Raw genomic sequence first — 24797 nt, forward strand, 5'->3', positions numbered from 1 at the left:
CGGACGTGTCCTTGTCATCCCGGGCGCAATGGACCGCCGGCGTTGCCGGCCGGCTTGCTATCGCCATCACCGGTGGCCTCATCCTATTTCCGGCTTTTATCCCCGACGCCCAAGCGCAAAACAGCCGCGCATCCAGCGAGCGTGAACTCACAGCGAAGATCCAGGATGCGTTCAACGCGCTCCGCGCAGGCAACGACGGCAGTGGCCGCGACCGGCTGAAAAATGCACTGCGCGAGGTCACGCAGAGCAACTATCACAGCCTCACGATCACGGCCTATCTCAATGCCGCCAGTTCGTTCGAGCGGCGACGCGACAATGCGACCGCGTCGGAGTTTTTTGCCGAAGCAGCCAAGACCCGTGCCGCGCGCGACGGCGGCCGCGATGCGGTTACATTCTGGTTCGAATATGCGCGCTTCCTCGAACGCAGCAATCAATACGATCTCGGCATCCCCGTCGCGACCGAAGCGCGCAAACGTATGCGTGCGGCCTATGGGCCGAATTCGGCGCAGGACATCGCTGGCGGCGATATCCTCGCAACGCTCTTGACCAATAATGGCGCCGTCGCTTCCGGTCTCAATTTGTCGGAGGAAATCTATCTCAACGCGCGAAAGGCGCTCGGCGACCGTGAACCGCTCTTCTGGCGCACCGAGAACAACTATGCCGAAGCGTTGCGCATGGTCGGGCATCCCGATGTCGCCGCGGGGATCGACGAGCCGTTGCTGCGCAAGCGCATCGCGCATTATGGCTATGGCAGCATCCAGGCGCTGGTGAGCGCGAGCAATCTAGCCCTCAACCATCTGGCCATGGGCAACGAGGGCGAGACGCTGCGCGCACTCGAACTACAGAAGCGCTGCGCCACCGAACTCGCCGATCCCTCCTCTGAACATGTCCAGCAGGCCAATGTCTGGATCGCCTATACAAAAGCCTATTTCCATCCCGATCAGCAAATGAGCCGCACCGATCTGGAGGCGATGGCCAAAATCAAAGACTGGAACGGCGCACCGGATCTCCTGCGCATCAAGGCAGCACAACTCACCGCCGATCAGTATGAGACACGTGGCGAGACCGACCGCGCGCTGGTGCTGCGGATCGATGCTTATCATCGCTCGCAGACGACCATTGCGCGTCAGCACCCGATCACGTTCGACGCCCTGCTCGGTGTCGCCATGACCCAGATGAAGCGCGGCGATAAGGACACGCTGGCCACTTTCAAGGATGTCGAGCAGCAGGCGTTCCGCTGGATGCTGCGTGAGGTCGGCACCGCCGGCAATCGCTATGTCGCAGAGACCATGCGCAAACTGGCCGACGACATCCTGTATGAATTCGGCCGCTACGCGCTGGTCGAACCAGCCGCGGCCATTGCCTATGCGGATGCGGTGTCGCGCTGGAAGACGATGGAAGACGGCGAACGCACACTGTTGCGCCAGACGGCCGACCGGCTGCCTGATGACGCCACCAAGGCACTGGCGCAGAACGTATTGCGGCTATCCGGCCAGCAGCAGGAATTGCTGTCGTCGGGCAAGATCGACGACGACGCACGCGACGTCCTCAAGCAGTTGCAGGACGCGCGGCAGGCGCTTGCGGCGAAGATGGGTGACAAGGCGCCGGCTGATCTCAAGCTCCCTTCAATAGACAGCAAGCTCGAACCCAGCGACGCGCTGGTCGACTTCTTCGTCAGCGGCCGCCGCAACCGCGTTAATCCGATCGCGCAAAAACCGGAGATGCGGCTGCAGGCCGTGATCCGCCGCCACGATACCGCGCCAGCACTGGTCGATCTCGGCCCGCTCGACAGCTTCCTCGCAGTCGATGCGACGGCGCCGGATCACGCAAAGCTCTTCCGCCGCCTCCATGACACGCTACTCGGACCGCTGAAGCCGCAGCTCGCCGACGTGAAACGACTGTTTCTTGTCCCCGATGCCGAACTCTACAGCCTGCCCTTCGCGATGTTGCAGGACGCTACGGGACGCTATCTCGACGAGATCTACGACACCCGGATCATGACGCGCGCCGACGCGCTGTTCTTTGCGAACAACGACAACAGGCTTGCATCGGGCGACAAGGCGCTGTTGGTCGGCGGGCTCGACTATGCCGGCGCCGCCAATGAGCTACCCTCGACGAAGACCGAAGTCGATACGGTCAGCGCCGATCTGAAGAAGCGCAACCTTGTCGTTACCATCCTCTCGGGCAGCGACAGCGGCGAAGCGACGATCCGCGCCGACGCCAAAGGCGCGTCCCTGCTCCATTTGGCCACCCACGGCTTCTACAAGACCGCCTCCAACCGCACCGACGCGCTCTGGCGCAGCGGCCTCGTTGCCTCGCGCCCCAATCTCAGCCGCCCGCCGCAGCGCGACGACAATGACGGCGTACTTTATGCGCACGAGCTGATGAACTGGGATTTGTCGTCGGCCAACCTTGTCGTGCTGTCCGCCTGCCAAACGGCGCTCGGCGATCCCAGCCGGATTGGCAGCGTACGCGGCTTGCCCACCGCTCTTGCCATCGCCGGCGCCCGGCGTTCGCTGCTGACATTGTGGGAGGTCGCGGACGAAGGCACCGCCAACTTCATGGCGCGGTTCTATCAGGTGCTGGCCGACGAGAAACTCGATTACGCCAGCGCGCTCCGGAAGGTCCGCATCGAAGCGATCCAGGGCAAGATCACAGCCGCCAAAGACCCGTCGGTCTGGGCGGCGTTCGTGTTTTTCGAGAGCTAAGCGACACGATCCTGTGGACCGCATGGGCATAGCGCCATGCGGGAACCGGTGCGAGACTGCTTTCCGCCTGCGGGAAACAGCAAGGCTCCCGCATTGAAGCTGCTACGATCAGCGTTTCGACCTGAAGCCGGTCAGGAAGGAATCGAGGCAGTCCTGGATCGCATCGATGCCGTATCCGCCCTCCTGAACGATGAGCGTCGCCAGACCCAGCGATTGCATCTTGCTGCCGACGCTCCCGAAGTCCTTTGCGTCAAGCTTTAGGATGCCGATCGGATCATCGCGATGGGCATCGAAGCCGAGCGCCACGACAAGCGCATCGGCGCCAAATGCGCGAACGCGTTCGATCGCCGTGTCGAGTGCGGCAATCATCTCATCGCCGCCAGCGCCTGGAGTAAGCGGCAGGTTGAGATTGAAGCCCTCTCCAGCACCATACCCGGTCTCGTTCGCATAACCGGTGTAGTACGGCCCGAAATCGGTCGGGTCACCGTGCACCGAGATCGTCAGCACATCCGGACGCGTATAGAAGATCTGTTGCGTGCCATCGCCATGGTGAACATCCACATCGATGATCGCAACCTTGCTAAAACGGCCGCGCAAACGCTGCGCCGCAATCGCGCTGTTGTTCAGATAGCAGAAGCCGGTGCCACGATCGGCGCGGGCATGATGGCCGGACGGCCTGCACAGCGCATAGGCTGCACGGTCGCCAGCGAGGATAGCGTCGGCACCCGCCGTCGCCGTTTCCGAAGCGCGCAGAATTGAAAGCCAGCTATCAGGCCCCATCGGGACCGAAAGATCGCCAAGATACCAGCCGACCTGACCGATGAAGCCTTTGGCCGGGCAATCCGGTCGCGTGGCATCTTCCGGGCGACCGCTCCAGTAAGGGAAATATTGCGGCCACACTTCCGGTCCGTGGTCAGGCAATTGCGCCCAGTTCTCCCAGGCGGTTTCCAGAAAGCGAACGAAAGCCGCTGTATGAACCGTGAGCGCAGGCCCTGTGCCGTAAGCAGCAGGTTCTTCAGGGGTGATCCCGTGACGTGCCAACGCGCCGATCAGTCGCTCTGTGCGAAGCGGCGTGTCCTTCACGGGCACGAAGCGGCCGTAACGCATGAATTGCTGCGGCGAATGGAGCGCCTGCTCCGGGTGATAGAAAGCACGCATGGATCATCCTTCCGTAACCAGGCCTCTGGGGTAGCTCGCATGATTGGCTTGCCAACCGCGCCACGCAACCTTGGCCGGCGGATTAGACCAACCGGCTCTGCGCCGCCGCCGCCTTGATGAAGGATGCGAACAGCGGGTGCGGTTCGAACGGGCGCGACTTCAGTTCGGGATGATACTGCACGCCGATGAACCACGGATGGTTCTCGTATTCGACGATCTCAGGCAGCACGCCATCCGGCGACAGGCCGGAGAACTTCAACCCATGCTTTTCGAGACGGTCTTTGTAGGCCGTGTTGACCTCGTAGCGATGGCGATGGCGCTCGGAGATTTCGGTGGCGCCGCCATAGACGTCCGAGACCTTGCTGCCCTTGGTCAGCGTCGCCGGATAGGCGCCGAGACGCATGGTGCCGCCGAGATCGCCGGCATTGTGGCGCTTCTCGAGTTCGTTGCCGCGCAGCCATTCGGTCATCAGGCCGACGACCGGCTCCTTGGTCTCGCCGAACTCCGTGGAGTTGGCGTCCTTGATGCCGCCAAGGTTTCGCGCGGCTTCGATGACAGCCATCTGCATGCCGAAGCAAATTCCGAAGTAAGGCACGTTACGCTCACGCGCGAACTGCGCTGCGCGGATCTTGCCTTCGGCGCCGCGCTGGCCGAAGCCGCCGGGCACGAGGATGCCATTGACGTGTTCGAGGAACGGCGCCGGATCTTCGTTCTCGAAGACCTCGCTCTCGATCCAGTCGAGATTGACCTTCACCTTGTTGGCGATGCCGCCATGGGATAGCGCTTCGGTCAGGGACTTATAGGCGTCCTTCATGCCGGTATATTTGCCGACGATAGCGATGGTCACGGCGCCTTCCGGATGGCGGATACGCTCGTTGATGGTGTTCCAGGTCTTCAGCTCGGGCAGCGCCTTCGGCGTCATGCCGAATGCGGCCAGCACTTCGTCGTCGAGCCCGGCGACGTGATAGGCTTCCGGCACCGCATAGATGTTGTCGACGTCGCGCGCCTCGATCACGGCGCTTTCACGGACGTTACAGAACAGCCCCAATTTACGGCGCTCTTCCTTCGGAATGTCGCGGTCGCAGCGGCACAGCAGGATGTCGGGCTGGATACCGATCGAGCGCAACTCCTTGACGGAGTGCTGGGTCGGCTTGGTCTTCAACTCGCCGGCGCTCGGGATGTAAGGCAGCAGCGTCAGATGCACGAACACGGTGTCGCCGCGCGGCAGGTCGTTGCGGAGCTGACGGATCGCTTCGAAAAACGGCAGGCCCTCGATGTCACCGACGGTGCCACCGATCTCGACCAGCACGAAATCGTAGCCGTCATTGTCCGACAGGACGAAATCCTTGATGGCGTTGGTGACATGCGGGATCACCTGGATGGTCGCGCCGAGATAATCGCCGCGGCGTTCCTTGGTGAGAATGTCCTGATAGATTCGCCCGGTGGTGATGTTGTCCTGCTTGGTGGCAGGCCGCCCGGTGAAGCGCTCGTAATGGCCGAGATCGAGATCAGTCTCGGCGCCATCGTCGGTCACGAACACTTCGCCGTGCTGATACGGCGACATCGTCCCGGGATCGAGGTTGAGATAGGGGTCGAGCTTGCGAAGCCGGACCTTGTAGCCACGCGCCTGCAACAGCGCGCCTAACGCCGCTGAAGCCAGACCTTTACCGAGCGAGGAAACCACGCCGCCGGTGATGAAAATGTACCGCGCCATGGGACTTAACCTTTAAGGCTCCGAAACCGATTCGCCAAAACGAATCGCAGCCGTCAGCCGAGAATCGGTGAGGCTGTGGGTGACTTGAAAAACGAAATGATTGCAGCCCCTTGATGGGATCTGCTGATGCAGGACGGTAGTCCCCATCCTGCATGGCGCCTCTGCTTTATTGCGAGCGTGGCGGTGCCGGGGCTGCAGGAGCCTGCTGTTCGTCGGATTTCTTCAGCGTATCCAGGAGGCCGCCCGAGGTTGGCGGAGCCAGCGGCGAGCCCGGCTGCGAGACCGGCGCAGTGTTGCCCGGCAGGATCGAAGTCGGCTTGCGCTCATAGGTCGCCAGCCAGGACAGGAACAGGCTGGTCAGGAAGAAGCCCACCGCAAGGACGCCAGTGGTGCGGGTCAGAAGGTTCGCCGTGCCGCGGCTGGACATGAAGCCGCCACCGCCGCCGCCACCGACGCCCAGGCCGCCGCCTTCGGATTTCTGCAGCAGCACCGTCCCGATCAGGGCCGCGACGATCATGAGGTGGATAACGATAATGACGCTTTGCATCGTGTCCTTCCATCGCAAGCACGCAGCGCCGATCGCCGGCTGCAGTCATGTCTTGCGGGGTTTGAATCCAGCGGTGTCTACACGATCGACCGGGGGATTGTCACCCCCGCGCCGACTGGTCTCGACCGCAAATTGCAGCATTCCGTGGGAGTTAGGGACAGCCCGCCGCGATCGCAAGGAAATCGGCCGCCTTCAGGCTGGCGCCGCCCACCAGCGCACCGTTCACGTTAGGAACCGCCATCAACTCCCTGGCGTTGGATGGCTTGACCGAACCGCCATAGAGGATGCGGATCGAGGGCCCCTCGTTCTTAAAGCGTTCAGTCAAACGATCGCAGATAAACTTATGAACTTGCTCGACATCCTGGACTGTCGGCGTCAATCCTGTGCCGATCGCCCAGACCGGTTCATAGGCCACGATCAGGTTGCCCGAGGTGGCATCGTCCGGCAGCGAGCCCTGGAGCTGGGTGCCGCAGACGTCGAGCGTCTTGCCGGCATCACGTTCGCCTTGGGTCTCGCCGATGCAGACGATCGCCGTGAGCCCGGCGCGCCAGGCAGCCAGCGCCTTTTCGCGAACCACGGCATCGGTCTCGCCGTGATCGGCGCGGCGTTCGGAATGTCCAACGATAACAGCGGTCGCGCCAGCATCAGCCAGCATTTCGGGCGCGATATCGCCGGTATGCGCGCCTGAGACGTTCTTGTGACAATCCTGCGCCCCGACTGAGACGACGTGGCGGCCCTCCTGCCCGAAGCTCGATGCCTTCGACGCGAAACTCGCCAGCAGCGTGACCGGGGGACAGACCAGCAGGTCGGCCTTGTCCAGCACATCCGGCGCGCCGCGCAGCATCGCTTCGAACTCGGTCATCGACGCCTTGAGGCCGTTCATTTTCCAGTTGCCGGCGATCAGCGGCCGAACGGCATCAGTCATGAGCATATCCTGTCATTTGAAAGAGGTTATCTGAGCTAACAGAGGCGATCCGCCAGCTCAAGCCGACTTGGAGTTCAGGCAGATTTGGAGACCCTCAACCCGCGCTCTTGCTTGATCTGGTCAGCCGTGAGGTCCGGGGCCGAGGGATCGAACTTGCTCCAGCCCGCTGCGGCCAGATCGCTGCGGCGCTTGGCGATATCGACCGAGGATGGATGCAGCAACGCCTCAAGCCGGTTCTTGTCGGCTACCTCGACCCTGGCGCTGACGAGGCTACCGCCGCGGCGGATACCCTCGGCATAGACCTCGGCATCGTTCACGGCGACGCCGGCTTCGGCCAGCATCCCGATCACGCCGCCGGCAGCACCCGCGGCCACGGCGCCCGCTGCGGCCGCTGCCAGCCATCCGGCAGCCACGACCGGTCCGAGACCGGGAATCGCCAGCAGTCCGAGGCCAGCCAATAGTCCGCCGACACCGCCAAAACCGGCACCGATCGCGGCGCCCTTGCCGGCGCCCGCGGCATAGTCGGGCGCGTACCATTTGTCGGCATTGTTGGCGATGATGCTGATGTCGTCTTCGGCCACGCCGGCCTCGTGCAGGCTGACCACAGCCTTCTGTGCGTCGGCGTAGTCGTCGAACAGCCGGGAGATCGTCACCTTGCTCATCGCGCTATCCCCACCGTCATTGCGGATTCGCCGAGACGTTGCCCTTGTAGTCGACGCTGACATGGACCTTCTTCGATCCGCTCATAGCGGTGCCGCGCCAGATGCCTTGGCTGTCGTTCACCAGTGGCGACACGTCGGCATAACCTTGTGACTCCAACGACTTGCGAGCCTGACCTTCGGTGAAACTATTGGCGCCGGGAAGTGGCGGCGTTTCTGTTTTCGGCTGCGAATTCGTCGACTCCGTCACCGTGGGCTTCTGCATCGCCGGATTTGACTGCGCGCCTGCCGGCGTCAGCGCCATCCAGATGCCGCAGGCGGCAACTCCCGATCGCCAACCGATCCGCATAATCTCTCCCGGCAGGCCCGAACGCCCCGCTCAACAAAGCGGCAGCGGGCCGGAAAGTTCCATGTGCCGCTAATGCCTCGCGGTAGCGCCGGAAACCGCTTCAATCCGCCCCGCCCCCAGCCGGTTGCGACCCGGCTTTTGCCACTTTATGATGCGCCTCCTATTTGGCGACGCCCTCCGGCCCATGGGCTGCTGGTGCGAGCCGATTCCCCTCCTGACAGATAAGAAGACCCTATGCTTCGAGGAATGCGCAAAGCCTCATCCAACTGGATTGGCAAGACGATTATGGCCGTCGTGATGGGCGTGCTGATTGTCAGCTTCGGCATCTGGGGCATCGCCGATGCGTTCAAGGGCTATGGGCAGTCCAAGCTCGCCACCATCGGCTCGACCGAGATCACGACCGAGCAGTTCCGCCAGCTCTATAACGACAAGCTGCAGCAGATCGGCCGCCAATTCGGCCGCCCGCTGACCTCCGATCAAGCCCGTGCCTTCGGCCTCGACCGCCAGGTCTTGCAGCAGGTCGTCGCCGAAGCCGCCCTCGACGAGGACGCGCGCCGCAAGGGCCTGGGCGTGGCAGATGCCGAAGTTATGCGGCAGATCATTGCGGATCCGAACTTCCAGAGCCCGACCGGCGGCTTCGATGCGCCGCGCTTCCAGCAGCTGATCCGCTCGCTGGGCTTCACCGAGCAGCGCTACATTGCCGAGCAGCGCAAGGTATCGCTGCGCCGCCAGATCGCCGGCACCGTCACGTCAGGCGTCGAACCGCCGAAGACGATGATCGAGGCGCTGAGCCGCTACCAGAACGAGACCCGCACCGTCGATTACGTGAAGCTCGATGCTGCGCAGGCCGGGACCATTGACGCGCCCTCGCCTGAAGCACTCGCTGCCTATTTCGACGAGCGCAAGACCCAGTTCCGCGCCCCCGAATATCGCAAGATTGCCTTCCTCGCCTTGACGCCCGACGAAATGGCGAAGTGGTCGACGGTGTCCGACGACGACGCCAGGAAAGTGTTCGAAGAGCGCAAGGACAAGCTCTCCACGCCGGAGCAGCGCCAGATCTCGCAGATCGTCTTCCCGAATGCGGCGGACGCCGAAGCGGGTCGCGCCAGGCTGAACGATACATTCAAGTTCGAGGACCTCGCCAAGGAACGCGGCCTGTCCGCCTCCGACATCGATCTCGGCATGGTTGCCAAAGCAGGCATTATCGATCCCTCCGTCGCCAATGCTGCCTTCTCGCTGGCACCGGATGGCATCAGCCAGCCGATCACCGGACGGTTCGGTGTGACGCTGATCAAGCTCGGCAAGGTTCAGGCCGGCACGACGCCGAGCTATGACAGCGTTGCCGCCAACCTGAAGCGCGATATTGCCATCGAGCGCGCCCGTGCCGTCGTGTCCGACATGCATAACAAGATCGAGGACGAACGCGGTGGCGGTGCCAATGTCGTCGATACCGCCAAGAAGCTCGGCCTCACCGCCGTGACCATCGAGGCCGTCGATCGCTCCGGTCGTACGCCGGACGGCCAGCCCGTTGCCGGCCTGCCCACGGGTGTGGACGTCGTGAGCCAGGCCTTCAACAGCGATGTCGGTGTCGACAACGACGCATTGCAGGCCGGCGGCGGTTACATCTGGTACGACGTGCTCGGCGTCACGCCAGCGCGCGACCGTACGCTCGACGAAGTGAAGCCGCAGGTCGAGGCACGTTGGCGCGAAGAGCAGATCACCACGCGTCTGCGCGACAAGGCTGTCGACATGGCGAAGAAGCTCGAAAGCGGTGCCAAGCTCGCCGACGAAGCCGCCGCAGCCGGACTCAAGGTCGTGACCTCCGCGCCATTCAAGCGCGACGCGAGCGATCCCTCTCTCTCGGCCGGCGTCATCCAGTCTGTGTTCCGCGGCGTCAAGGATTCGGCCGGACAGGCCCAAAATACGACATCGGGCGCCACACCGTCGGAATGGATCGTCTACCGGATCACCGATGTCACCGCGCCTGCGGTTGATATGGCCTCCGAAGACGCCAAGAAGCTGAAGGAGACATTGCAGCGCGGGCTGACCGATGAGCAGGTCGCGCAGTATGTCACCAGGCTCGAGGCGCAGATCGGCACCAAGATCAACGCAGAAGCCGTTGCGATCGCCACCGGCGCCGCGAACAGCAACACCAATTAGGAAACCCACGTCGTCATTGCGGGCGCAGCGAAACCATCCAGACGCAACACGCAAAGGCTGGATGGCTTCGCCGCAGATGTCGCCTGCAATGACATGTGCATCACTCTGAAAGCATCCGATGGACAATCTCAGGGCAATCATTGCCAAGGTCGCGACAGGCGCCTCCCTCTCGCGTGAGGAAGCCTCGGCGGCCTTCGACAGCATGATGTCGGGCGAAGCAACGCCGTCGCAGATGGGCGGCCTGCTGATGGCGCTGCGCGTGCGCGGCGAGACCGTGGACGAGATCACCGGCGCGGTCGAGGTGATGCGCGCCAAGATGCTGCGGGTCGACGCACCGGCCGGTGCTGTCGATGTGGTCGGTACCGGCGGCGACGGTTCCGGCTCCGTGAACGTCTCGACCTGCGCCTCCTTCATCGTCGCCGGCTGCGGCGTGCCGGTGGCCAAGCACGGCAATCGTGCGCTGTCGTCGCGCTCCGGCGCGGCCGACGTGCTGGCCGCCCTTGGCGTCAAGATCGACCTCACGCCCGACGACGTCAGCCGCTGCCTCAAGGAAACCGGCATCGGCTTCATGTTCGCGCCGGCGCATCATCCCGCGATGAAGAATGTCGGCCCGACCCGTGTCGAACTTGCCACGCGCACGATTTTCAATCTGCTTGGGCCGCTGTCCAATCCCGCCGGCGTCACCCGGCAGATGGTCGGCGTGTTCTCGCGGCAATGGGTGCTGCCGCTGGCACAGGTGCTGAAGAACCTCGGCTCGGAGTCCGCCTGGGTCGTGCACGGCTCCGACGGTCTTGACGAAATCACCCTCACCGGCCCGACCTTCGTGGCGGCGCTGGAAAACGGCAATATCCGCAGCTTCGAGATTTCGCCCGAGGACGCTGGTCTGTCGCGCACCGGTCCGGATTCCCTGAAGGGCGGCGACGCGCAGGAAAACGCCACCTCACTGCAGGCCGTGCTCGATGGCAAGCCGAGCGCCTTCCGCGACGTCGCGCTGCTCAATGCAGCCGCGGCCCTGATCGTGGCCGGCAAGGTCAAGGACGTGAAGGAAGGCGTGGCACTCGGTCAGAAGTCACTCGACAGCGGCGCGGCGCTCGAGAAGCTGAAGCGACTGGTCGCCGTCTCCAACGCCAACCTGTGAGACGACCATGTCCGACATCCTGACCAAGATCGAAGCCTATAAGCGCGAGGAAATCGCGGCCGCCAAGCGCGCCCATCCGCTCGCATCCGTCGAAGCGCTGGCCAAGACTGCGCCGGCGCCGCGCGGCTTCATGACCGCGATCCACAAGAAGCTCGACAAGAACGAGTTTGCGCTGATTGCCGAAATCAAGAAGGCGTCGCCGTCCAAGGGGCTCATTCGCGAGGACTTCGACCCGCCGACGCTGGCCAAAGCCTATGAGGCCGGCGGCGCCGCGTGTCTCTCGGTCCTGACCGATACGCCGTCCTTTGAAGGGCATCTCGACTTCATGGTCGCGGCGCGCGCCGCGACCAAACTGCCGGTGCTGCGCAAGGACTTCATGTTCGACACCTATCAGGTGGTCGAGGCCCGTGCCCATGGCGCCGATTGCATCCTGATCATCATGGCTGCACTCGACGATGCGCAGGCGCGTGACATCGAAGACGCCGCCATCGACCACGGCATGGACGTGCTGATCGAAATCCACGACCAGCCGGAGCTGGAACGCGCACTGAACCTGCGCTCGCCGATGATCGGCATCAACAACCGCAATCTGCGCACCTTCGAGACCACGCTGACCGCCAGCGAAACGCTGGCACCGATGATCCCCCGGGATCGTTTGAAGGTCGGCGAGAGCGGCATCTTCACGCCGAACGATCTTGCCCGTCTCGCGCGCGTCGGCATTTCCACCTTCCTGGTCGGCGAAAGCCTGATGCGGCAGGCGGACGTCGCGGCGGCGACGCAGACGCTGCTCAAGCGCGCGAACGGAACGCATTGATCATGGCCGGCAAGACGAAAAAATCGAAGCAGGCCCCGGCCCTCACCCACATCGATTCCTCGGGCGAGGCCCGCATGGTCGATGTATCGGAGAAACCGGCGACCGAACGCATCGCGGTGGCCGAAGGTCTGGTGATCATGAGCAAGGCGACGCTCGACATGATCGTCTCCGGCAACGCCAAGAAGGGCGACGTGCTCGGCACGGCGCGTATCGCCGGCATCATGGCGGCAAAGCGCACATCGGATCTGATCCCGCTGTGCCATCCGCTGGCGCTGTCGAAAGTCACCCTGGACATCACGCCCGACAAGAAACTGCCGGGTTGCCGCGTGCGCGCGTTGGTGAAGGTTACAGGCCCGACGGGTGTCGAAATGGAAGCGCTCACGGCGGTATCAGTTGCGTGCCTGACGATCTACGACATGATCAAGGCCGTCGAACGCGGCGTGCGCATCGAAGGCATTCATCTGATCGAGAAGAAGGGTGGCAAGTCCGGCCATTATCTCGTGACCGACAACGCCGCCGACTGATGGCATCAGGCGCTCTTGTGCGCCTGCGATACATCCGATGGCATGCTGAAGATGCTGTCAGGCTCGACCCGAAACTCATCCAGCGAGCGCCCCGCGGTGAGCTGAAACACCAGCCAGCGCGGACGCAGACCCCTGCCCGACCAGATCTGCGACGGCTGCTCCGGATTGCGATAGACCGGACCGGCCTTCGGCTGCAATGCTGCGACAGCACGCTTCGATGAGGTTGAGAACTGCTCGAGATCGCGCAGACGCTCGTCGAGTTCCTGTCGCTGCTCAGCCATCTTCGCGGCGAGCACGACGCGCAACTTCTCATGAAGGTCCCAGAGCGCGTCCACCGACATCACTGCGAAATCGTGATCCTGCGCCATCATCGATCCCTCATGTTCCTGTTTACAAACAATAACCGGGACCGCGCGCGACATGGGGGGTGTTTGGCGGCGGCCCCGGGCCACATCAAGCGACCAACCGGAGGATGAGACCCAGGCTGGCGATCGTGGCGGGATCAGCACTACCAAGCAGGACAAGGCCAAGTGTGAATGCGCACTACTTGGTTACGCGCGCGCATTGTAAGTTTTGCGGTAACCTGAATAGGGGCGGATTTCAGCGATCGCTGTCATCACGGTGCTCGCGCACGAGACGTTGCCGGCTGCGCTGCGGCTTCATCTCGTTGACGATCCACGGCCCGATCTGCGCGTCGAGATGACGCTCATATCGTTTGACCAGCAACCACGCAGCGGGCAACAGCAGCACCATCATCAATCCAACCACAATCGACATTCCAAATCCTTTAAATCAAAGGGTTTCGATGTCATTAGGTACGTGAAACAGCCTTTTAGGTTTGAAATAGCCCGCATGCATTGTGTGCGGAGCAGAAAATTACTGGCCGATCCGCCTATTCCCACAACTTTTCCCCACATCGATACCGGGAACGACTGATGTTGCCGGTATCGATGCGCGATAGGCTACTTGATCATCGGACAACCACCCTCGGCCATCGGCCGGAACGCCTTTTCGGCGGGGATGGTCGAGAGCAGCTTGTAATAGTCATACGGCCCCTTCGATTCCGCGGGCTTCTTGATCTCGAACAGATAGATCGGGTGAATGACGCGGCCATCGGCGCGGATTGTGACCTCACCGAACAGCTTGTCCTTGCCCTTGAAGGTCTTCATCTGCGGCACGACGACACTGGCATCGTCGCTGCCCTTGGCGGCCACGGCATTGAGATAGGCCAGCGTGGAGGCATAGACGCCCGCCTGATTGGCGCTCGGCATCTTGCCATTCATGCCCGGCCGCGCCGCAAAGCGTTTGCCAAAGGCGCGGGTGTCATCATCCATGTCCCAGTAGAAGGATTCCGTCAGCAACAGGCCCTGCGCGGTCTTCAGGCCCATGCCGTGAACGTCATTGATGAAGATCAGGAACGCGACCAGCTTCTGCGGGCCGTCCTGCATGCCGAACTCGCCAGCCTGCTTCACCGCATTGATGGCATCCGCGCCGGCATTAGCCAGGCCGATCACCTTGGCCTTGGAGCTCTGCGCCTGCAGCAATAGCGAGGCAAAATCGGAGGTGCCGAGCGGGTGCTTCGATGACCCCAGCACCTTGCCGCCGTTCTTCGTGATGTAATTGGTGGCTTCGGCCTCGATGCCCTGCCCCAGCGCGTAGTTCACCGTGAGAAAGTACCAGTCGTCACCGCCCCGCTGCATCATCGCTGCTGCGGTGGTGTTACCGGTGGCCCAGGCGTCGTTGACCCACTGGATGGTGTTCGGCGAGCAGTCCTTGCCCGTGAGGTCCGACGTCGCGGTGGATGAGGCCAGGAAGGTCATCTTGGTGTTGCGGGCGATATTGTTGATGGCGAGACCGACCGACGAATTCGGCACGTCGACAATGGCATCGACCTTTTCGACATCGAGCCATTTGCGCGCGATGGCGGAGCCGACATCCGCCTTGTTCTGATGGTCGGCATAGACGATCTCGACCTTGATGTTCTTGCCGCCGCCGTTGAAATCCTCGGCGGCCATCCGCGCGGCTTCCACCGAGCCCATGCCGTTGGTGTCCTGGAACACGCCGGAAATATCGTTGAGCACACCGACCCGCACCACATCGTCGGACACCTGCGCCTGGACCGCCGTCGCCATCACGCAGGATGCCGCAGCGGCCAAAACTGTCTTCAAGCCCTTCATAGTCGTCTCTCCCCTCTAACCTTGATTACGCGGGTCCGGACGTTGCCGGTCGCGGTCTTGCTTGCGAATTACACCTGTCGCTCCGGCAGTCGGAGCACGAGGCCATCGAGCGCCTCGGTGATCTTGATCTGGCACGACAGCCGGCTGTTCGGCAGCCGCTCGCTGGCGACACCCTCCAGCAACTCATCCTCGTCGGCACCGACTGTGCCAACTTTGCCCAGCCAGTTGTCGTCGACATAGACGTGGCAGGTGGCGCAGACCGCGCCTCCGCCGCATTCGCCCGTAATGCCGTCGACACCATGCAGCAGCGCCGTATACATCGCGCTATCGCCGTCATTGGCGCTGACCGTCTCGGCACGGGTGTCGTGATGAATGAACGTAATGCTCGGCATGGAATCCTCAGGCAGGCGTGAAGGTGACCGGCAGGCTCTCCAGCCCGCGCAGCGTGTTGTTGAAACGGCGCTTGGCGTCGCCGGTGATCTCGATCGACGCGACCTTGCGCGCCAGCGCTGATAGCATCACCTCACCCTCCAGACGTGCCACGAGCTGGCCGACGCACATGTGGATGCCGGAGCCGAAGCCGACATGGCCGGACGTCTTGCGGGTGATGTCGTAGCGTTCGGGATCGGCCCAGCGGCGCGGATCGCGGTTGGCGGCGGCCAGGAACATCAGCACCTTCTCGCCTTCTCCGACACGGCAGCCGCAGATCTCGACGTCGCGGGTCGTGGTGCGGAAAAAGGTCTGCACCGGACTTTCGTAACGCACGGCCTCCTCGAAAGCATTGCGCGCCAGCGACAGGTCGCTGCGCAGCCGCGCGAATTCTTGCGGGTAGCGCGCCAGGCAATAAACGGCAGCGCCGATACCGTTTACCGTCGTGTCCAGTCCTGCCGACAGCAATGAGCGCACCAGCAACGGCGCCTCGTCGGCGGTGATGTCGCCGGTGTCGACCCGCGCATGGATGCAGGCGCCGAAACCGCCGGGTGCAAGATTATCGCGTTGGCATTGCGCGGCGACATAGGCCTGATGAGGCGCTGAGCGTTCGATGGCGTCCTGGCGCAGCTGGTTCGGCGGACCGAAGGCATTGAAGACAAGACCGGCATAAGGCAGCAGGTTTTCGCGGCCCTCCTTCTGCAGTCCCATCGCATCGGGGAACACCGATAGTGGATAGGCTTCGGCAAGATCCGCGACCGCGTCGAAACTGCGCCGCTCCAGCAGTTCGTCGACCTTGGCATCGGCTGCCGCAGCGAAGCCATCGCGCAGTTGCTTCATCACCGCGGGTGACAGGACCTTGTTGAGTACCGCGCGCGTGCGCGTATGCGCCGGCGGATCGGCTTCGAGGATGAGGCTCTGCGGGCGCCACGGCTTCTCCCTGGCAAAGTCGCTGAGACCCACGCCCCGGCTCGAGCAGAACGTCGCGGGATCGTTCAGGACCGCATGAACTTCGGCATAGCGCGCGACCGCGTAGACGTTCCATTTGTCGAGATACACCACCGGCCCCGCCTGACGCAGCACCTCGTGGGTGGGGTGCGGATCGGCGAAGAAGTCCATGGCGAAGGGATCGACGTCGAGATGGACAATGGGTTGAGACGATGCGTCGTCCGGCACGCCTCCGCCAAAGGACAGCACCGGCGGGGTGTGGGGCGATGCCGTCGTGACCGTGGCAACCATGTGAACCTCCCATATTTTCTTGTTGGCAATTGTGGCTGCGTGTCTCTATTCCTCAGGACCACGTGATCTCGCCGATTTCGACGACGTCACGCTGGCAGGCAGGATCGTGGTGCATGAGCAAGAATGGATCGGGCAAGACGGTTCGAAAGCCCGCCAAGGCGAAAGCGACAAAGGTCAATGTCCGGACTGTCGCCGCGAGAGCCCCTGCTTCCAAAGGCGGGCAGTTGCTCGATCTCGAGCGCTATGTGCCGGCCTTTATCACCTTCATTGCGAACAAGCTGTCGCGCAACGCGACCGTGCTCTATCAGAAGCGCTTTGGCGTGAACGTCACCGAATGGCGCATCATGTCGCTGCTGGCGATCGAGCCCGGCATTCCCGCCTCGCGCATCTGCCACGTCATCGGCTTCGACAAGGGACCGGTCAGCCGCACGCTTGCCTTGCTGGAAGAGCGCGGCCTGGTCGCCATCAATGCCGACCCGGACGACGCGCGCACCCACTCGATTACGCTGACCACGAAGGGTCGCACGACCCATGACGCCGTCATCGTGACCGCGCTGGAACGCGAACGAAAGCTGCTGTCCTGTCTGGATGAAAGCGAACGCGAAGTACTGATCGACTTGCTGCGACGCATTCACAGCAATCTCGGCGCTGTGACCGGCTAAGCCGGCACGGACCGCGCACGCAGCATCAAGCGCTGTCCCGCACAAGCGGTCCACCATCGTTCCTCTCCCTGCGGGGCGCGGCAGTTGACTGCTCTCGGTAACGCCTCTTTGGAAAGGCTCTCACGAATTAGTTGCCTAGGCAACAAAAAAATATCGGGACGGTTTGTCACGAGGGCGCAAGGATTTTCTGCCATCATCCGCTAACCTGCGCCGCAACATGTTCAATCGTTGAGCCAAGGGATACAGATGACGATGCCGCTTACGCCAAATTCCGCCGACGCCCTGCTGTTCGATCTCGGCCGCGTCGTGCTGGATATCGATTTCACGCGCGTGCTGAAGATCTGGTCGGACTATGCGCATTGTGCACCGAACGACATCGTGAGCCGGTTTGCACGCGGTGACGTCTATATGCGACACGAGCGCGGCGAGATTTCCGACGACGCATTCTTTGCGCATCTGCACGACACACTCGGTATCGATCTGACGCCGGCACAATTTCTCGAAGGCTGGAATGCGATCTTCGTCGGAGAGATGCCGGGCATCGCCGAACTCCTCGCGCATGCCTCGAAGCGCTGGCCGCTTTACGCGTTCTCAAACACCAATGTCGCGCATGTCACGCATTTCTCGGAACACCATGCCGATCTGCTCAGTCACTTCCGTACGGTGTTTCTGTCGTCCTCGATCGGACTTCGCAAGCCCGATGCAAAATCCTATGAGCACGTCATCTCGGAAATCGGCGTCCCCGCCGACCGCATCGTGTTCTTCGACGATCTTGCCGATAATATCGACGCTGCCCGTGCTTGCGGATTGCAGGCCGTCCACGTCACCTCGCCGACATCCGTCGCCGAGGCGCTCAAGGCACTCGGGCTTTAAGCCCGCGAGATGCGCTGGAAGGCGACGCTGGTGAGCACGCCGAGCAGTGCCCAGAACAGCAGGCTGGTCAGCGTCGCTGCAACGACGAAACTGTGCGACAGGGCTTCCGGGACATCGGTATGGCCCGCAGGTGCCTGCGGTGCCCCGATCAGATGAGGCAGCACGATCAGGCCGAGGCCGAGAATGGCGGCCCATGACGCCTTGCGGAACACCAGCAGGCCGAGCCCCGCCGCAGTGGCGCAGGCGGTGCCGATCCACCATGTCTGACGCAGTGCGAGATCGGCGACAGGCATGCCGGGCAATTCCGGCGGCAGGCCGAGGCCGGGCGCCGCCGTGAAGATAACGAAACCGCCTAGGCCCCAGAACAGCCCTTCCCGCCAACTCACGGTCCGGCCACGCAGCGCGAAGACACCGGCCAGCAGCAGCGCGAAACCGATGGCGGTCAGGATGTTGGCGCCCGTGGTGAAGGCATTGCGTTGCAAGCCCTCGGCGGGCTCCCATTCGGCCTCATGGCTATGGGCGGCGGCGCCATGGTCGTGCGTATGGGCGGGCTGCGCGGCAGCCGTCGGCGCAACAGCAGCCGGAGCTTCCGCCTTGCGCTCATAAACTTCGCTTTTCTGGATCAGGGGAATGGTCCCGACCATCTGGGCGCCGGTGATGGCAGCGCCAGTGATCACGCCAGCCAGCGCTGCCGAGAAGACGATCGACCTGAAAACTGACATGTCTTAGTGGCAGGGAAACGCGTTGGCGTGGCGCGTGTCATGGGCCGCATTGTGGACGGCGCTGATATGCGAGAAGCCGACCACACCGACGATGAACAGACCGAGCGCCATGGCCAGAACGGCCTGCACGACGACATTGACGTCGGTGGTGATGGCGGAGATCTGGGCGGTCTGGGTCTGTTGCATCGGAATCCTCGCGAAATAGACGGTCAATTTAGCCGAGTTGCACCGGCGGCGCGACCGTTAATTTTGCATCGCGCGGGCGAGATCGCGGCTGGTCAGATGAAAATTCGCATCCGCCGCCACCGACGCACGCACGAGCTTGGCGCTGGCCGCCGCCTGGAACACCGCTCTGTGGTCTTGAAAATAGGCTGCGCATTCCTCCGGCGACGGGTAGCGCCGGAGCAGCGTACGGAACGCGTGACGGTGCACCATGCACAGCCCGCGATGGCCGGACGGCCGGAATGCCAGCGCATCGACATCTGCCCGCCAGACAGGCGCTTCATCGGCGGTTGCGGCGTGGTTGTCGGTCATGATCGCCGATGTCTACCGTGTTTCCCTGCCCTGCCAAAGCGCCGGTGGTTTTGCGTCCGCTCCCGCTCTCCGCTATGACGGGCGCCCACACTGCCGGAGATCCCCGCGATGGCCCTGATGCCGGTTACCGATGCCATGGCCGCTATTCTCGCGGGCGCCGATGCGCTGCCTGAGGAGATGGTGCCGCTGGAAGACGCGTTCCACCGCGTGCTCGCCCGCGACATCGCTTCGCTGCGCACCCAGCCACCGGAGCCCATGTCAGCGATGGACGGCTATGCTGTGCGCGCCGCCGATGCGACTTTGGGTGCCAAGCTCCGCGTCATCGGCGAGATCGCCGCAGGCAAGCCGTTCGACCGCCCGCTGCAGACCGGTGAAGCTCTGCGAATCTTCACCGGCGGCGTGCTGCCCGCTGGCGCCGACGCCGTCGTAATCCAGGAAGACACAACGCGCGATGGCGACGTCGTCGGGATCAACGAAGCTGCAATTTCCGGCAAGCATATCCGCCCTGCCGGCGTCGATTTCAACGAAGGTGATGTCCTGCTGCGCGCCGGCACCCGCCTCACCGATCGCGATCTGGCGCTTGCTGCCGGCATGAACCATCCGTCACTGCCCGTGCGGCGACGGCCGATCGTTGCGGTGCTTGCCACCGGCGACGAACTGGTAATGCCCGGTGCGGTCCCCGGCCCCGGCCAGATCGTGCTCTCCAATGGCTTCGCACTGCGTGCACTGGCCCGAGCCGAAGGCGCCGAGGTGATCGATCTCGGTATCGCCGTCGACACGCTGGAGGCGACCACATCAGCCATTCAGCGCGCGATCGATCTGAAGGCCGACGTGCTGATCACCACCGGCGGCGCGTCGGTTGGCGACCACGACCTCGTGCAGCAATCCCTGATCAATGCCGGCGTCGAGATGGCGTTCTGGCGCATCGCCATGCGGCCGGGCAAACCGATGATGCACGGACGCCGCCAGGACATGCGCGTCATCGGCCTGCCCGGCAATCCCGTCTCGTCGTATGTCTGCGGCTTCCTGTTCATGGTGCCGCTGCTGCGCGCGCTGTCCGGCCGAATCGAGGTCGCTCACGCGCTCGAACCCGCGGTGCTCGGCCGCGACCTCGCAGCCAACGACCAGCGCGAGGATTACCTGCGCACGCGCCTGGAAACCCGCGCCGACGGCACCGTGGTGGCGACGCCGGTGATGAAACAGGACTCGTCGCTGCTAGGAAATCTGGCTGTTGCCGAAGGACTTCTGATCCGCAAGCCATTCGCTCCCGCCGCCGCCGCTGGCGATTCCTGCGCGATCATGCGACTGCCTGTTTAAAGGCCGAGATGCGCGATGGAATGCCGGGCCACCGGAACTTCCGCCGCGCGGCATGTTCTCTGAGCTTTTTTCTGACTGAGATACCTTAACGCGGCTTCAGTCACTGAATTGTCACGTAACGCAGCGAGACATCGCTGCGAAACAAGATCGGTGCACAAATGGACTATTTCAAACGCTTCAATTTCCTGTTTGCGATGCCAACATTCGACGCCGACGATCTCGAGGGCATTCGCCTCAATCAGATCGTCGATGAGATCGAGCGTTCCGGCTTCGAGGTCGTCAAGGCGCGCAAGCTCGAAGACGCCACGATCGCGGTCCAGACCGACGCGGCGATCGGCTGCATGGTGGTCGACTGGGGCAAGAAGGGCCTCGAGGGCAAGACCGCGGCGCTGATCAACCTGATGCGCAAACGGGGCCTCGACTTCCCCATCATCCTGCTGATCCGTCGCAAGCGGTTTGAAGACGTCCCGGTCGAGGTGCTCGATTTCATCGACGGCTATGTCTTCCTGTCTGAGGAAACCCCGCCGTTCATCGCCAAGAATCTCATTAGCCGGTTGAAGCAATATGCCGAGACACTGAAGACGCCGTTCTTCGGCGCGCTGGTCGACTATGCCGAGGAAGGCAACCAGCTCTGGACCTGCCCGGGCCACAATGGCGGCGTGTTCTACAGCCGCAGCCCGATCGGCCGCGTGTTCATGGAACATCTCGGCGAAGCCGTGTTTCGCGACGACCTCGACAATTCGGTGCTCGATCTCGGCGATCTGCTGACCCATGAGGGGCCTGCGCTGCAGGCGCAGAAGGAAGCCGCGCAGATCTTCGGGGCGGAGAAAACCTATTTCGTGCTCAACGGCACCTCGACCTCCAACAAGGTCGCGCTATCGGCTCTGGTCACCGATGGCGATCTGGTGCTGTTCGATCGCAACAACCACAAGGCGGCCCTGCACGGCGCATTGATGATTTCAGGCGGTGTGCCGATCTATGTGCCAACGACGCGCAATCCCTGGGGCCTGATCGGCCCGATGAACTGGGATGCGCTCGACGAGGACGCGCTACGCGAGCGCATCCGTATCAACCCGCTCGTCACGGATCCCGAGGCCTGGAAACGCCCGCGCCCGTTCCGCGTCGCCGTGGTCGAACAGTGCACCTATGACGGCACCATCTACAGCGCCGAGATGATCATCGCGCGCATCGGCCATCTCTGCGATTATATCCTGTTCGACGAAGCCTGGGCCGGCTTCATGAAATTCCATCCGCTCTATGCCGGCCGCTTCGCCATGGGGCTCAAGGAGCTTGGCCCGGATTCGCCGGGTATCATCGCGACGCAGTCAACCCACAAGCAGCTCGCGAGCTTCTCTCAGGCGTCGCAGATCCACATGAAGGATCGGCACATCCGCGGGCAGAAGCGCCGCGTCGAGCATCGGCGCTTCAATGAAAGCTTCATGCAGCACGCCTCGACCTCGCCGTTCTACCCGCTGTTCGCGTCATTGGATGTCGGCGCGCAGATGATGAAGGGCCGTTCTGGCGAAGTGTTGTGGGACGACACGATCCGGCTCGGCATCGAGCTGCGCAAGAAGATGCGCGCGGTGCGCCGCGAATTCGAGGAGAAGGAAACCCGCGCCGAGCGTCGCTGGTTCTTCGAACCCTTCGTGCCCGAGCGCGTCGCGATTCCCGACGCAGCCAGCGAAGGCGCTGTTCACAATGTGCCCTGGGAAAGCATCGGCACTGACCAGCTGGCCACCAATCCGGCTTATTGGCAGCTCGCGCCTGACGCCGCCTGGCATGGCTTCCCCGGCATGGAAGCCGGTTTCACCATGACCGATCCCAACAAGCTGACAGTGCTGACACCCGGCTTCGACCGCACCACCGGCGGCTATGCGGAACACGGCATCCCTGCTCCGGTGGTGGCGCAGTTCCTGCGCGAGAACCGCATCGTGCCGGAGAAAAACGACCTTAACTCGTTGCTCTTCCTGCTGACGCCCGGCGTGGAGGCTAGCAAGGCCGGCACGCTGATCAGCGGTCTCGTGGCGTTCAAGAAACTACACGACGACAACGCACTGCTTGAAGACGTCATCCCGGAATTCGCCAGGCGCAGGCCCGCGCGTTATGCGGGCATACGCCTGCGGGATCTGTGCGGCGACATGCACCGGTTCTTCCGCGAGGCCAATGTGAGCGAACTTCAGACCAGGCAATTCTCCGCCGACCATCTGCCGGAGATCGCCATGTCGCCGCACGATGCGGCCCGCTGTCTGGTGCGTAACGACGTCGACTACCTTCCCATCGACGAGATCTTCGGGCGCGTCGCGACGACGCCGTTCGTGGTCTATCCGCCGGGCATCGCCACGATCGTCCCCGGAGAACGGCTCACCGAACGGTCAAAGCCGATGATCGATTATCTCAGGATGTTCGAGACCTGCTTCAACACGTTCCCGGGCTTCGACGTTGAAATCCAGGGCATCTACCGCAAGGTCGACGCCAATGGCCGGATCCGGCTTTACACTTACGTGGTCTCCGAATAGGGAGCACGTAAGGAGCCAGATTTGCCAACGGAACTCGAACAGCCGGTCGTCATACGACCCTCGCGCGACACCGACGTCGACGCCATGCTGGCGATCTATCGCCGGCACATCCGGCAAGGCGTCGAGGAAGGCGTCAGCGACGCCGACACGCCGCAGCCCGATGATCTGCGCGACCGGCGCAAGAACCTGCGCAGCAAACGGTTCCCGCATCTCGTCGCCACGCAAGGCGGCGAGGTCGTCGGCTATGCCTATGTGGTGCTATTTCGGAAGCGACCGGCCTATCGCTACACGGTCAAGCATTCGATCTATATCCACCACGGACATGTCGGCCGGGGCATCGGCCGGCTGCTGATGCGCGAACTGATCGACGTCTGCGCGGCGGCCGGCTTTCGGCAGATCATCGGCTATATCGATGCCGATAACACGGCCTCCCTCGGCCTTCATGAAAGCTTCGGCTTTGCCCGCGTCGGCTTGCTGCCCGGCGTCGCTTATCGCTCCGGCCGCTGGGCCGACACGATCATGGTTCAGCGCTCACTGGCCACCGGCTCCACGACTCCCCCGCCGCCCATTGGGCGCATGACGTCCGCGTAGCCCAAGCGACCGCGGAAGCATTTTCCATGTCCGTCGAGGATCGACGACTGGTGAGGAACAGCCTCCTCAAACCGCGCTCAACGTGCGTTCTGTTGACGGCAAATTAAGCATTGCAGAACACATATGGAACATATAGTGTTCGTTCATGATTTGTTTCGAGATTCTGTGGCTTTGAGTAGTTTGAGAGTGCCCGAACTCGCGCAACCGATCTTCGAACGATCGTCTCTGGATTGAGGCTCACTGTTCGAAGGCCCTTTGAAACGCACGCGGCGGCCGACACCGTCAACTGAGGATGGCTTCAGATGCTCACGCGCAAACAATACGAACTTCTGCGATTCATCGATCAACGGCTGAAGGAAGCTGGCGTCCCGCCCTCCTTCGACGAGATGAAGGATGCGCTCGACCTGCGATCCAAGTCCGGCATCCATCGTCTGATCACAGCGCTGGAAGAACGCGGCTTCATACGCCGTCTGCCCAATCGCGCCCGTGCCATCGAAGTCATCAAGCTGCCAGAGCTCGGCGCGCCGGTCACCGGCGGTACCGGCCGCCGCGGCTTCACGCCCAGCGTCATCGAAGGCACGCTTGGCAAGGTGCGTTCGGCCGCCAGCATCGCCAGCAACAGCGGCGATGATGACAATGGCCGCACGGTTGCTATCCCGGTCATGGGCCGGATCGCGGCGGGTACGCCGATCGAGGCGCTGCAGACCCGCAGCCACACGATCAGCATGCCCGCGGACATGCTCGGCTCCGGCGAACATTACGCGCTCGAAGTGCGCGGCGATTCCATGCAGGACGCCGGAATTCTCGACGGCGATACCGTGCTGATCCAGCGCAACGAAAGCGCCGACACCGGCGACATCGTGGTGGCCCTGATCGACGACGAGGAAGCCACGCTGAAGCGCTTCCGCCGCCGCGGCGCGTCGATCGCGCTGGAGCCAGCGAACGATGCTTACGAAGTCCGCATCCTGCCGCCTAACCGGGTGCGCATTCAGGGCAAGCTGATTGGTCTGTATCGGCGTTACTGAGGCTATCGCCTCGGCG

25 protein-coding genes are annotated in these 24797 nt (G+C 62.9%); 11 read left to right on the top strand and 14 right to left on the bottom strand.

The annotated features are described in order from the left end of the window. Positions 1-5 precede the first annotated feature (5 nt). Positions 6-2708: a CHAT domain-containing protein gene (locus A4A58_RS07410; RefSeq protein WP_139069797.1), complete on the top strand. Its 2703-nt coding sequence runs from the start codon at positions 6-8 to the stop codon at positions 2706-2708. A 108-nt stretch (positions 2709-2816) separates the two neighbouring features. Here the strand turns inward: A4A58_RS07410 and A4A58_RS07415 are convergent, their stop codons facing one another. The 6 genes from A4A58_RS07415 to A4A58_RS07440 form a co-directional block, all read right to left on the bottom strand. Then, entirely contained in the window at positions 2817-3866 is a 1050-nt protein-coding gene (locus A4A58_RS07415; RefSeq protein WP_068730832.1) for a histone deacetylase family protein, read from the bottom strand. 82 nt (positions 3867-3948) lie between these two features. After that, positions 3949-5580 carry a CTP synthase gene (locus tag A4A58_RS07420; RefSeq protein ID WP_068730833.1) on the bottom strand — a complete coding sequence of 544 codons (1632 nt, stop codon included), beginning with the start codon at positions 5578-5580 and terminating at the stop codon, positions 3949-3951. A 166-nt stretch (positions 5581-5746) separates the two neighbouring features. Continuing rightward, entirely contained in the window at positions 5747-6127 is a 381-nt protein-coding gene (gene secG / locus A4A58_RS07425) for a preprotein translocase subunit SecG (RefSeq protein ID WP_068730834.1), read from the bottom strand. 151 nt (positions 6128-6278) lie between these two features. Continuing rightward, complete coding sequence (gene tpiA, locus A4A58_RS07430) at positions 6279-7052, bottom strand: triose-phosphate isomerase (RefSeq protein ID WP_068730954.1); 774 nt, start codon at positions 7050-7052, stop codon at positions 6279-6281. A 74-nt stretch (positions 7053-7126) separates the two neighbouring features. Continuing rightward, positions 7127-7714 carry a general stress protein gene (locus A4A58_RS07435; protein ID WP_068730835.1) on the bottom strand — a complete coding sequence of 196 codons (588 nt, stop codon included), beginning with the start codon at positions 7712-7714 and terminating at the stop codon, positions 7127-7129. A gap of 16 nt (positions 7715-7730) precedes the next feature. After that, positions 7731-8060 (bottom strand): hypothetical protein, encoded by a 330-nt coding sequence (locus A4A58_RS07440; RefSeq protein WP_068730836.1) that lies wholly within the window; start codon positions 8058-8060, stop codon positions 7731-7733. 234 nt (positions 8061-8294) lie between these two features. On the opposite strand from A4A58_RS07440, the gene A4A58_RS07445 reads away from it, so the two are divergent. The 4 genes from A4A58_RS07445 (at position 8295) to moaC (ending at position 12696) form a co-directional block, all read left to right on the top strand. Further along, entirely contained in the window at positions 8295-10220 is a 1926-nt protein-coding gene (locus A4A58_RS07445) for a peptidylprolyl isomerase (protein ID WP_068730837.1), read from the top strand. 118 nt (positions 10221-10338) lie between these two features. Next, positions 10339-11358, top strand: coding sequence for an anthranilate phosphoribosyltransferase (gene trpD, locus A4A58_RS07450; RefSeq protein ID WP_068730838.1), 1020 nt, complete (start codon positions 10339-10341; stop codon positions 11356-11358). Positions 11359-11365: 7 nt separating this feature from the next. Further along, entirely contained in the window at positions 11366-12172 is an 807-nt protein-coding gene (gene trpC / locus A4A58_RS07455) for an indole-3-glycerol phosphate synthase TrpC (protein WP_068730839.1), read from the top strand. A gap of 2 nt (positions 12173-12174) precedes the next feature. Next, the gene (gene moaC, locus A4A58_RS07460; RefSeq protein WP_068730840.1) at positions 12175-12696 is read left to right on the top strand and encodes a cyclic pyranopterin monophosphate synthase MoaC; all 522 of its coding nucleotides are present in this window, start codon (positions 12175-12177) and stop codon (positions 12694-12696) included. Positions 12697-12701: 5 nt separating this feature from the next. Here the strand turns inward: moaC and A4A58_RS07465 are convergent, their stop codons facing one another. The 5 genes from A4A58_RS07465 to A4A58_RS07480 form a co-directional block, all read right to left on the bottom strand. Next, positions 12702-13064, bottom strand: coding sequence for an H-NS family nucleoid-associated regulatory protein (locus A4A58_RS07465; RefSeq protein ID WP_158005662.1), 363 nt, complete (start codon positions 13062-13064; stop codon positions 12702-12704). 232 nt (positions 13065-13296) lie between these two features. Continuing rightward, positions 13297-13473, bottom strand: a complete 177-nt coding sequence (locus tag A4A58_RS30760; RefSeq protein ID WP_158005663.1) for a hypothetical protein — start codon at positions 13471-13473, stop codon at positions 13297-13299. Between the two features lie 185 nt (positions 13474-13658). Continuing rightward, positions 13659-14873 (bottom strand): ABC transporter substrate-binding protein, encoded by a 1215-nt coding sequence (locus tag A4A58_RS07470; RefSeq protein ID WP_068730842.1) that lies wholly within the window; start codon positions 14871-14873, stop codon positions 13659-13661. 68 nt (positions 14874-14941) lie between these two features. After that, entirely contained in the window at positions 14942-15265 is a 324-nt protein-coding gene (locus A4A58_RS07475; RefSeq protein WP_068730843.1) for a 2Fe-2S iron-sulfur cluster-binding protein, read from the bottom strand. A gap of 7 nt (positions 15266-15272) precedes the next feature. Continuing rightward, a complete protein-coding gene (locus tag A4A58_RS07480) occupies positions 15273-16421 on the bottom strand; it encodes a cytochrome P450 (RefSeq protein ID WP_244499697.1) in 1149 nt (382 codons plus the stop codon). Positions 16422-16654: 233 nt separating this feature from the next. Between A4A58_RS07480 and A4A58_RS07485 the strand changes: the two genes are divergently transcribed. Both A4A58_RS07485 and A4A58_RS07490 read left to right on the top strand, forming a co-directional pair. Continuing rightward, positions 16655-17203: a MarR family winged helix-turn-helix transcriptional regulator gene (locus A4A58_RS07485; RefSeq protein ID WP_081421770.1), complete on the top strand. Its 549-nt coding sequence runs from the start codon at positions 16655-16657 to the stop codon at positions 17201-17203. Between the two features lie 246 nt (positions 17204-17449). Further along, positions 17450-18076: an HAD-IA family hydrolase gene (locus tag A4A58_RS07490; protein WP_068730845.1), complete on the top strand. Its 627-nt coding sequence runs from the start codon at positions 17450-17452 to the stop codon at positions 18074-18076. Here A4A58_RS07490 and A4A58_RS07495 read toward each other — a convergent pair. Genes A4A58_RS07495 through A4A58_RS07505 form a run of 3 tightly spaced genes read right to left on the bottom strand, consistent with a single transcriptional unit; the run spans position 18073 to position 19332 of the window. After that, positions 18073-18798: a CbtA family protein gene (locus tag A4A58_RS07495; protein WP_068730846.1), complete on the bottom strand. Its 726-nt coding sequence runs from the start codon at positions 18796-18798 to the stop codon at positions 18073-18075. The genes A4A58_RS07490 and A4A58_RS07495 overlap by 4 nt on opposite strands. A gap of 3 nt (positions 18799-18801) precedes the next feature. Further along, positions 18802-18984, bottom strand: a complete 183-nt coding sequence (locus A4A58_RS07500; RefSeq protein WP_068730956.1) for a CbtB domain-containing protein — start codon at positions 18982-18984, stop codon at positions 18802-18804. Between the two features lie 57 nt (positions 18985-19041). Next, a complete protein-coding gene (locus tag A4A58_RS07505) occupies positions 19042-19332 on the bottom strand; it encodes a hypothetical protein (RefSeq protein WP_068730847.1) in 291 nt (96 codons plus the stop codon). A 108-nt stretch (positions 19333-19440) separates the two neighbouring features. On the opposite strand from A4A58_RS07505, the gene A4A58_RS07510 reads away from it, so the two are divergent. The 4 genes from A4A58_RS07510 (at position 19441) to lexA (ending at position 24781) form a co-directional block, all read left to right on the top strand. Beyond that, entirely contained in the window at positions 19441-20649 is a 1209-nt protein-coding gene (locus A4A58_RS07510) for a molybdopterin molybdotransferase MoeA (RefSeq protein ID WP_068730848.1), read from the top strand. A 158-nt stretch (positions 20650-20807) separates the two neighbouring features. Further along, positions 20808-23165 (top strand): Orn/Lys/Arg decarboxylase N-terminal domain-containing protein, encoded by a 2358-nt coding sequence (locus A4A58_RS07515; protein WP_068730849.1) that lies wholly within the window; start codon positions 20808-20810, stop codon positions 23163-23165. Between the two features lie 21 nt (positions 23166-23186). Beyond that, positions 23187-23756, top strand: a complete 570-nt coding sequence (locus tag A4A58_RS07520; RefSeq protein WP_276509735.1) for a GNAT family N-acetyltransferase — start codon at positions 23187-23189, stop codon at positions 23754-23756. A gap of 302 nt (positions 23757-24058) precedes the next feature. After that, on the top strand, positions 24059-24781 hold the full coding sequence (gene lexA / locus A4A58_RS07525; RefSeq protein ID WP_068730850.1) for a transcriptional repressor LexA: 723 nt from the start codon (positions 24059-24061) through the stop codon (positions 24779-24781). The last annotated feature ends 16 nt before the right edge of the window (positions 24782-24797 follow it).

This window comes from Tardiphaga robiniae, assembly GCF_001618955.1.
In the GTDB taxonomy this organism is placed as follows: Bacteria; Pseudomonadota; Alphaproteobacteria; order Rhizobiales; family Xanthobacteraceae; genus Tardiphaga; species Tardiphaga robiniae_A.

Excerpts from the sequence above, each read along its gene's own strand:
- A4A58_RS07440 (WP_068730836.1), bottom strand. The coding sequence starts at position 8,060 with ATGCGGATCGGTTGGCGATCGGGAGTTGCCGCCTGCGGCATCTGGATG.
- A4A58_RS07475 (WP_068730843.1), bottom strand. The coding sequence starts at position 15,265 with ATGCCGAGCATTACGTTCATTCATCACGACACCCGTGCCGAGACGGTC.
- A4A58_RS07510 (WP_068730848.1), top strand. The coding sequence starts at position 19,441 with ATGGCCCTGATGCCGGTTACCGATGCCATGGCCGCTATTCTCGCGGGC.
- A4A58_RS30760 (WP_158005663.1), bottom strand. The coding sequence starts at position 13,473 with ATGTCGATTGTGGTTGGATTGATGATGGTGCTGCTGTTGCCCGCTGCG.
- trpD (WP_068730838.1), top strand. The coding sequence starts at position 10,339 with ATGGACAATCTCAGGGCAATCATTGCCAAGGTCGCGACAGGCGCCTCC.
- A4A58_RS07505 (WP_068730847.1), bottom strand. The coding sequence starts at position 19,332 with ATGACCGACAACCACGCCGCAACCGCCGATGAAGCGCCTGTCTGGCGG.
- A4A58_RS07420 (WP_068730833.1), bottom strand. The coding sequence starts at position 5,580 with ATGGCGCGGTACATTTTCATCACCGGCGGCGTGGTTTCCTCGCTCGGT.
- secG (WP_068730834.1), bottom strand. The coding sequence starts at position 6,127 with ATGCAAAGCGTCATTATCGTTATCCACCTCATGATCGTCGCGGCCCTG.
- trpC (WP_068730839.1), top strand. The coding sequence starts at position 11,366 with ATGTCCGACATCCTGACCAAGATCGAAGCCTATAAGCGCGAGGAAATC.
- A4A58_RS07490 (WP_068730845.1), top strand. The coding sequence starts at position 17,450 with ATGACGATGCCGCTTACGCCAAATTCCGCCGACGCCCTGCTGTTCGAT.
- A4A58_RS07500 (WP_068730956.1), bottom strand. The coding sequence starts at position 18,984 with ATGCAACAGACCCAGACCGCCCAGATCTCCGCCATCACCACCGACGTC.
- A4A58_RS07495 (WP_068730846.1), bottom strand. The coding sequence starts at position 18,798 with ATGTCAGTTTTCAGGTCGATCGTCTTCTCGGCAGCGCTGGCTGGCGTG.
- A4A58_RS07465 (WP_158005662.1), bottom strand. The coding sequence starts at position 13,064 with ATGGCGCAGGATCACGATTTCGCAGTGATGTCGGTGGACGCGCTCTGG.
- lexA (WP_068730850.1), top strand. The coding sequence starts at position 24,059 with ATGCTCACGCGCAAACAATACGAACTTCTGCGATTCATCGATCAACGG.
- tpiA (WP_068730954.1), bottom strand. The coding sequence starts at position 7,052 with ATGACTGATGCCGTTCGGCCGCTGATCGCCGGCAACTGGAAAATGAAC.
- A4A58_RS07480 (WP_244499697.1), bottom strand. The coding sequence starts at position 16,421 with ATGGACTTCTTCGCCGATCCGCACCCCACCCACGAGGTGCTGCGTCAG.
- A4A58_RS07445 (WP_068730837.1), top strand. The coding sequence starts at position 8,295 with ATGCTTCGAGGAATGCGCAAAGCCTCATCCAACTGGATTGGCAAGACG.
- A4A58_RS07435 (WP_068730835.1), bottom strand. The coding sequence starts at position 7,714 with ATGAGCAAGGTGACGATCTCCCGGCTGTTCGACGACTACGCCGACGCA.
- A4A58_RS07415 (WP_068730832.1), bottom strand. The coding sequence starts at position 3,866 with ATGCGTGCTTTCTATCACCCGGAGCAGGCGCTCCATTCGCCGCAGCAA.
- A4A58_RS07515 (WP_068730849.1), top strand. The coding sequence starts at position 20,808 with ATGGACTATTTCAAACGCTTCAATTTCCTGTTTGCGATGCCAACATTC.
- A4A58_RS07470 (WP_068730842.1), bottom strand. The coding sequence starts at position 14,873 with ATGAAGGGCTTGAAGACAGTTTTGGCCGCTGCGGCATCCTGCGTGATG.
- A4A58_RS07485 (WP_081421770.1), top strand. The coding sequence starts at position 16,655 with ATGAGCAAGAATGGATCGGGCAAGACGGTTCGAAAGCCCGCCAAGGCG.
- moaC (WP_068730840.1), top strand. The coding sequence starts at position 12,175 with ATGGCCGGCAAGACGAAAAAATCGAAGCAGGCCCCGGCCCTCACCCAC.